The 6,644-nt window shown below is 68.4% G+C and carries 7 protein-coding genes; 3 read left to right on the plus strand and 4 right to left on the minus strand.

Annotated features, from left to right (window positions below):
• The 4 genes from I0Q12_RS32785 to I0Q12_RS13475 form a co-directional block, all read right to left on the minus strand.
• The coding region (locus I0Q12_RS32785) for an ATP-binding cassette domain-containing protein (RefSeq protein WP_231610588.1) at nt 1–284 on the minus strand (284 nt) is incomplete at its 3' end.
• Nucleotides 274–1,116 (minus strand): ABC transporter permease, encoded by an 843-nt coding sequence (locus I0Q12_RS13465; protein ID WP_197252392.1) that lies wholly within the window; start codon nt 1,114–1,116, stop codon nt 274–276. The genes I0Q12_RS32785 and I0Q12_RS13465, both read right to left, overlap by 11 nt.
• A gap of 2 nt (nt 1,117–1,118) precedes the next feature.
• The gene (locus I0Q12_RS13470; protein WP_197252393.1) at nt 1,119–2,054 is read right to left on the minus strand and encodes a TauD/TfdA family dioxygenase; all 936 of its coding nucleotides are present in this window, start codon (nt 2,052–2,054) and stop codon (nt 1,119–1,121) included.
• Between the two features lie 120 nt (nt 2,055–2,174).
• Nucleotides 2,175–3,335, minus strand: a complete 1,161-nt coding sequence (locus I0Q12_RS13475; RefSeq protein ID WP_197252394.1) for a phosphatase PAP2 family protein — start codon at nt 3,333–3,335, stop codon at nt 2,175–2,177.
• Nucleotides 3,336–3,522: 187 nt separating this feature from the next.
• Between I0Q12_RS13475 and I0Q12_RS13480 the strand changes: the two genes are divergently transcribed.
• The 3 genes from I0Q12_RS13480 to I0Q12_RS13490 all read left to right on the plus strand — a co-directional run.
• Nucleotides 3,523–3,939 carry a Zn-ribbon domain-containing OB-fold protein gene (locus tag I0Q12_RS13480; RefSeq protein WP_197252395.1) on the plus strand — a complete coding sequence of 139 codons (417 nt, stop codon included), beginning with the start codon at nt 3,523–3,525 and terminating at the stop codon, nt 3,937–3,939.
• An 18-nt stretch (nt 3,940–3,957) separates the two neighbouring features.
• Nucleotides 3,958–5,103 carry a thiolase family protein gene (locus tag I0Q12_RS13485; RefSeq protein WP_197252396.1) on the plus strand — a complete coding sequence of 382 codons (1,146 nt, stop codon included), beginning with the start codon at nt 3,958–3,960 and terminating at the stop codon, nt 5,101–5,103.
• Nucleotides 5,104–5,319: 216 nt separating this feature from the next.
• Nucleotides 5,320–6,644, plus strand: a 1,325-nt coding sequence (locus tag I0Q12_RS13490) for an LLM class flavin-dependent oxidoreductase (protein ID WP_197252397.1), incomplete at its 3' end; no start/stop codon positions are given.

A 6,644-nucleotide genomic window follows, 5' to 3' on the forward strand; every position in this document is an offset into this window, starting at 1 on the left:
ACGTTGGTCAGCACCTTCTGCCACGGCAGCAGACGCGGTTCCTGGAACACGACCGCCTGTTTCGCGGGCACCCGGATGTGGCCCTGGACGTCGGGGTCCAGCGCGCCGAGCGCCCGCAGGAAGGTCGACTTGCCGGATCCGCTGCGTCCGAGCAGCGCGACGAACTCGCCCGCGGCGATCTCGACGTCGAGACCGTCGAGGACGGTCTGCGCGCCGAACACCCGTCGCACACCGCGCGCGACAACGACCGTCTGGGTGTCGTTGTCCACCAGGTCAGTTGCCATCGTAGGCTCGCCTCCAGGTCAGCAGCCGGTTCTCCAGCCAGCGCACCACCGCGATGGAGAGCAGCCCGAGGATTGCGTACACCGCGATGAGTACGAACACGACGTCGATCTGGAAGTACTCGCGGGCGTCGGTCATCATGCGGCCCAGGCCCTTCTTCGCGTTGATCGTCTCGGCGAAGATCAGCGAGAGCCACGCGCCGGTGAGGGCGAGGCGCAGGCCGACGAGGAACCCGGGCAGTGCGCCGGGCAGGACGACACGGATCAGTTCGCCGCGGCCGACCCCGAACGAACGTGCCGCCTCGACGAGCCCGGCGTCGACGCTGCGTATCGCGGCGAAGGTGTTGATGTAGATGGATACCGCGACCGCCAGGACGATGAGGATGACCTTCGGGACCTCGCTGATGCCGAACCACACGATGAGCAGCGGTACCAGCGCGAAGTTCGGAACCGCCCGCAGCACTTCCATGTTGGCGTCGACGAAGTTCTCGCCGATGCGGGACAGGCCGGAGACCACGGCGAGCACCAGCCCGAGCGCGATGCCGATGAGCAGGCCGTAGCCGACGCGCAGCAGGCTGATCGTCAGGTGCTCCTCCAGCGACCCGTCGGTGATGAGCCGCCACGCCGCGGACAGCACCGACAGCGGCCGGGGCACCGTGCGTTCGTCGAAGAACCCGGTGCTCGACGCGACCTGCCAGGCCACGACGAGCAGGACCGGACCGAGCAGGCGCTGCACCGACCGCGGCACCCGCGAGGCGCGCTGGGTGCGCGCGGACAGCGCGGTGGGATCGACGAGAGCGACTCCCGCCGAGGACTTTTCGAGGACGGTGGTCATGCTCAGGCCGCCCCGAACCATTCACCCGAGATCGATTCGGACTTCACTCCGTTCGGCCCGACCGGCACGTCGCCGACGAGGGTGATGCGGTGCAGAACCCGGTCGTGGTCGAGATGGTGGGCGTCCTGCGGCGCCAGGTGCAGCGCGGCCCGGTTGTCCCAGAACGCGACGCTGCCGGGTTCCCACTTGAACCGGACCGTGTATTCCGGGCGTGCGACTTCGGCGAACAGCAGGTCCAGCACGTGCCGCGACTCGCGCGGCGCGAGGTTCACGATCTCCCGCGTGAACGACGGATTGACGTAGACGACGCGCTCCCCGCTCTCGGGATGCACCCGCACCACGGGATGAATCGTGGCGAGCGGGTTGGTGCGGACCAGGTCCCCGATCTTCTCCGAACTGCGCTCGGCGTCGAACGCGGCGCCGAATCGGTGCTCGGCGCGCAGCTCGTCGATGAACGCCCGGACCGGTTCGCTCAGGCCCTGATAGGCGGCCGCGACGTTGCTGAACTGGGTGTCGCCGCCGAATGGCGGGATCGTCTCGGCGCGCAGGATCGAATGCGACGGCGGGTTGATCAGCGGGGTGACCTCGGCGTGCCAGCCGGGGCCGGCCGCCCCGCGGCGCTTGGTGTAGTCGGCGCCGTACCGGTGGTCGTAGGCCTTCGGTGAGACGGTGTGGATCTCGGGGAATCCCTCCGGCGCGGTGGTGCCTTCGTAGGGATGACCGGGGGTGACGTCGCCGAACTGCTTGCCGAACGCGATCTGCGAAGCGTGGTCGAGATCCTGGTCGCGGAAGAACACCACCTTCCAGCGCAGCAGCGCCTCCCGGATCGTTGCGATCTCACCGTCGGACAACGGCTGCGACAGATCCGCGCCGTGGATCAAGGCGCCGGTCCAGCCGGACAGTGGTTCGACAGTGAGTCGCTTTTCGATCGTGGTCATTTCACGCCTCCTCGGGCACCGTGGGCGGGCTGTGAATCTCTCCCCCGTTGTGCCCACGACGCTAGAGCCGCGACGCGATTCCGCTGAAGCGTTGAAATCCCTGTGATCGGAACGATGGGATCAGTTCCCGGCGACCGCCTCGTGAGCTGCGACGAGGTCGAGGCGCAGCCAGCCGCCGTCGGGACCGGTCCGGTCCAGCGGGTATCCGGCGGGAATCGCCGTCTGCCGCAGCACATCCAGACGCTGCTCGTCGGTCAGGTCCGGTGCGGCCGCACGCAGCAGCACCGCGGCCTCGGCGGGAATGCCGTTCGTGGCGTCCGGATGGATCCGCTCGAACCCGTAGGTGAGCCGTTCGCGGAATTCGGCGCGGGCCGTCTCCGCGGACCGGTACGGGCTGTCGGAGGCGATGTAGTCACGCAGCGGCATCCCGGCGGCGGTCTCGAGCACGGCGCGCAGTTCCGCACCCGCTTCGTCGACGAGCCGCGCGAACGCCGGATCGTCGAGCCGGTCCGCCGCGGCCGCCTGGCCCATGATGCGGCCAGCCATGACGTCGAGCGGGTAGTGCACGCCGAGCACGATGCGCCCGTTGCCGATCTCGGACGCGCGCGTGAGGATCTGCGGTGCCAGTTCGGGCAGCATGTCGGCGAGCAGGATGCCTTTCCAGTACGCCTGCGACGCGTGCCCGGAGGGGTACGAGTCGGTGCCGTACACATCGGCGAACGGGTCGGCACCTCCGCTGATGCCGTCGCCCCGATAGGCGACGATGCGTTCGGGCACCACCTCGAAGGGCCGCGGATTGCTCCAGTGGTTCTTCTCGACGAGTGTCGAGTTCGCGATGCCACCGGCGCGGGCGAGGTCCCCGGCGAGCAGGGCCGCGACTTTCGGCAGCCGATGCTGGGCGAGCGCCGCGCGGAAGATGCCGCCGAGGCCGGCGCCGAGGCCGTCGGACAGCGAGAGCAGGCGGTCGTGGTTGTCGTCGAACAGGGCGCGCTGCTGTTCGACCGGGGTCGCGGCGTTGTTGATCTCCACGCCGCGGTCGAGATTGCGCTGCAGCAGGTCGGGGCGCGTGTCCCGGATCTCGGTGAAGCCGTCGAGGACGCCGATGTACGAGCCGCGCGCGGGAGCGTCCGACGGGTAGGGCCCGATCAGTTCCGGCAGGGTGAACGCCTCGGCGACCGGGGCTGCGGGCACGAGGGGCTCTGCGTCGGCGAACGACACGGACGCTGTCAGTGTCGTCGCGAGGGCCACTGCCATCGCACCGGCCAACCTGCGCAACTCCATGGACCCTCCTGCATCTGTACGGGCGTCCGTGAAGTCAATCCCGAACCAGGTCCGGCAGGCAACCGTGGATCCCATGCGGATCGCCGAGGAGCAGCACCCCCACGACCGGCAATGGTTTTACTGTATGCCTTACCGTATATTCGTCGACGTTCGGTTCGATGTGCCGCCGAGACGAAGGAGAAACCCGATGCCCCGAGCCCTGGCACCCGAGATCTCCACCTGGCCCGAGCCCGACCCGCAGCTCATCGGCAGTCGGTGCGAGGACTGCGCGGCCGTCGCATTTCCGGTGCACAGGCGGTGCCCGCGGTGCAGTTCACGCAACGTCGCCGAGACCACGTTGCCGCGGCGCGGAACCCTCGTCTCGTGGACGACGCAGGGCTTTCTCCCCGGCCCTCCCTACGCCGGGCGCGAAACGGCCGCGACGTTCACCCCGTTCGGCGTCGGGCTGGTCCAGCTCGACGACGTCGTCCGCGTCGAGGGGCGGCTCACCGAGAACGACCCGAACAAGCTGCATTTCGGCATGGAGGTCGAACTGACCATGGTGCCCATCGCCGTCGACGACGACGGAACCGAAACCGTCACGTTCGCGTTCCGCGCGGTCTGAGCGACGAGGAGAGTCGGGATGGACGATGTCGCCATCATCGGGGTGGGGCTGCACCCGTTCGGCCGGTTCGACGGCAAGTCCGCGATGGACATGGGTGCCGATGCCGTGCAGGCAGCGCTCGACGATGCGGGGCTGCAGTGGAAGGACATGCAGTTCGCCGTCGGGGGCAGCTGGGAGATCGCGAATCCCGACGCGATCGTCGGGACTCTGGGTCTGACCGGGTTGCCGTTCACGAACGTTTTCAACGCGTGCGCGACCGCGGCGAGCGCGACCCAGGTGTGTGTGGATTCGATCCGGGTGGGTCGCTTCGACATCGGTATCGCGATCGGGATGGACAAGCATCCGCGCGGGGCGTTCACCGTCGACCCCACTCTGGTCGGGATGCCGAGGTGGTACGGGGAGAACGGCCAGTACCTCACCACCCAGTTCTTCGGGATGAAGGCCAACAAATACCTGCACGACCACGGGATCTCGCAGCGCACCCTCGCGAAGGTCGCGGCGAAGAACTACCGCAACGGGGCCTTGAATCCGAATGCGTTCCGCCGCAAGCCCATCGACGAGGACACGATCCTCGACTCCCCGACGCTGAACTACCCGCTGACGCACTACATGTTCTGCGCGCCCGACGAAGGCGCCGCCGCCGTCGTCATGTGCCGGGCGGATATGGCGCACCGCTTCACCCGCACCCCCGTCTACGTACGGGCGGTCGAGATCCGCACGCGGCGATACGGGGCCTACGAGGTGAACACGACGTTCGCGCCCGTCGACGAGGACGCCTCCCCGACCGTCTACGCGTCGCGGACCGCGTTCGAAGCGGCCGGGATCGCACCCGAAGAGGTCGACGTCGTGCAACTGCAGGACACCGACGCCGGCGCCGAGGTCATCCACCTGGCCGAGGCCGGGTTCTGCGCCGACGGCGACCAGGAGAAACTGATCGCCGAGGGCCACACGGAGATCGGTGGCCGGCTTCCCGTCAACACCGACGGTGGCCTCATCGCCAACGGCGAACCGATCGGCGCGTCCGGGCTTCGGCAGGTCCACGAGTTGGTACGGCAACTGCGTGGCGAGGCGGGTGACCGGCAGATCTCAGGTACTCCCCGCGTCGGCTTCGCACAGCTCTACGGAGCCCCCGGCACCGCCGCGGCCACCATCCTCACCACCTGACCCGTCCCCCGTGCCCGTGCGTGGTTTTGGTAGTTGCCGCTACCAAAACCACGCACGGGCACCAACATTCGTTCAGGGACGAGGACGCAATCCTCGACTCCCCGATGCTGAACTACCCCTCCCTGGAATCACGTCGAGCACAAGTATTGGGTCGGCGTCCGAACCCTGCTGAACTGCCGGTGATTTGTGCCGACAGTATTTCGGAGGGTGTTCGCTATGGCTTCTCGATTGCATCTCAACGTGTTCGTTCCCACGACCGGCCACCACGAAGCGTCGTGGCGACTGCCGGGTACCACCCCCGAACGCGTCGACGACGTGCACTACTACCGCGAGATCGCACAGACGGCCGAGCGCGGACGGTTCGATTCGATCTTCCTGGCGGACGTCCCGGCGGTCGGACGGCACGCCGACCGCGTCGCGCAGAGCAGTTTCGAGCCGCTGACCTTGCTGTCCGCGTTGGCGTTGGTCACCGAGCACATCGGTCTCATCGGAACCGCGTCCACCACGTACACGGAGCCCTACAACCTGGCCCGCCAGTTCTCGTCGCTGGACCACATCAGCGGCGGACGTGCGGGATGGAACATCGTCACCTCGTGGTCCTCCGCGGCCGCGCACAACTTCGGGTTCGACGGCCGGCTCGGCCACACCGACCGCTACGAACGCGCTACCGAATACCTCGAGGTTGCCATTGCCCTGTGGGACAGCTGGGAGGACGACGCCGTCGTCGTCGATCGCGAGCGCGGCATCTACGCCGACGCGGACAGGGTGCACCGGATCGACCACGCCGGACCACACTTCCGGGTTCGCGGGCCCCTCAATGCGGCGCGCTCACCGCAGGGGCACCCGGTACTCGTCCAGGCAGGCTCGTCCGTGGAGGGCCGCGCGTTCGCCGCGCGCTTCGCCGAGGCGATCTTCACCGCGCAGGTCGACCTCGGCGACGCGCAGGACTTCTACCGTGACGTGAAGGCCCAGGCGGCGGCGTTCGGCCGCGACCCCGACACCGTCAAGATCCTTCCCGGCCTGTCTCCCATCATCGGTTCCACCGAGGCGGAGGCACGGCGCATCGAGCAGGACCTGACGGATCTGTCGATACCCGAGGTCGGGTTGGCGCACCTGTCGTCCCGATTCGACGACGTCGACCTGTCCGGGTTCCCCCTGGACGGTCCGGTTCCGCTGCACGCGCTGCCCCACCCCGAGGACGTGCAGGGCGCGCAGAGCCGTTCGCGGGTCATCTTCGACATGGTCGAACGCGAACCCGGCCTGACCCTGCGCGGATTGCTGCATCGCCTCGCCGGCGCCCGCGGGCACGGCACGATCGTGGGCACCCCGGAGCAGGTCGCGGATCGGATCGTCACCTGGTTCGAGTCCGGTGCCGCCGACGGTTTCAACATCATGCCGCCCTATCTGCCCGGCAGCTTCGACGCGTTCGTCGACCACGTCGTGCCGATCCTGCAGAGCCGCGGCGTGTTCCGCACCGAGTACGAGGGCACGACGCTGCGCGACCACTACGGCCTGCCCCGTCCGGCCGCCCGACGCTCATC

This window comes from Rhodococcus sp. CX (genome assembly GCF_015865005.1).
Taxonomy (GTDB): domain Bacteria; phylum Actinomycetota; class Actinomycetes; order Mycobacteriales; family Mycobacteriaceae; genus Rhodococcus.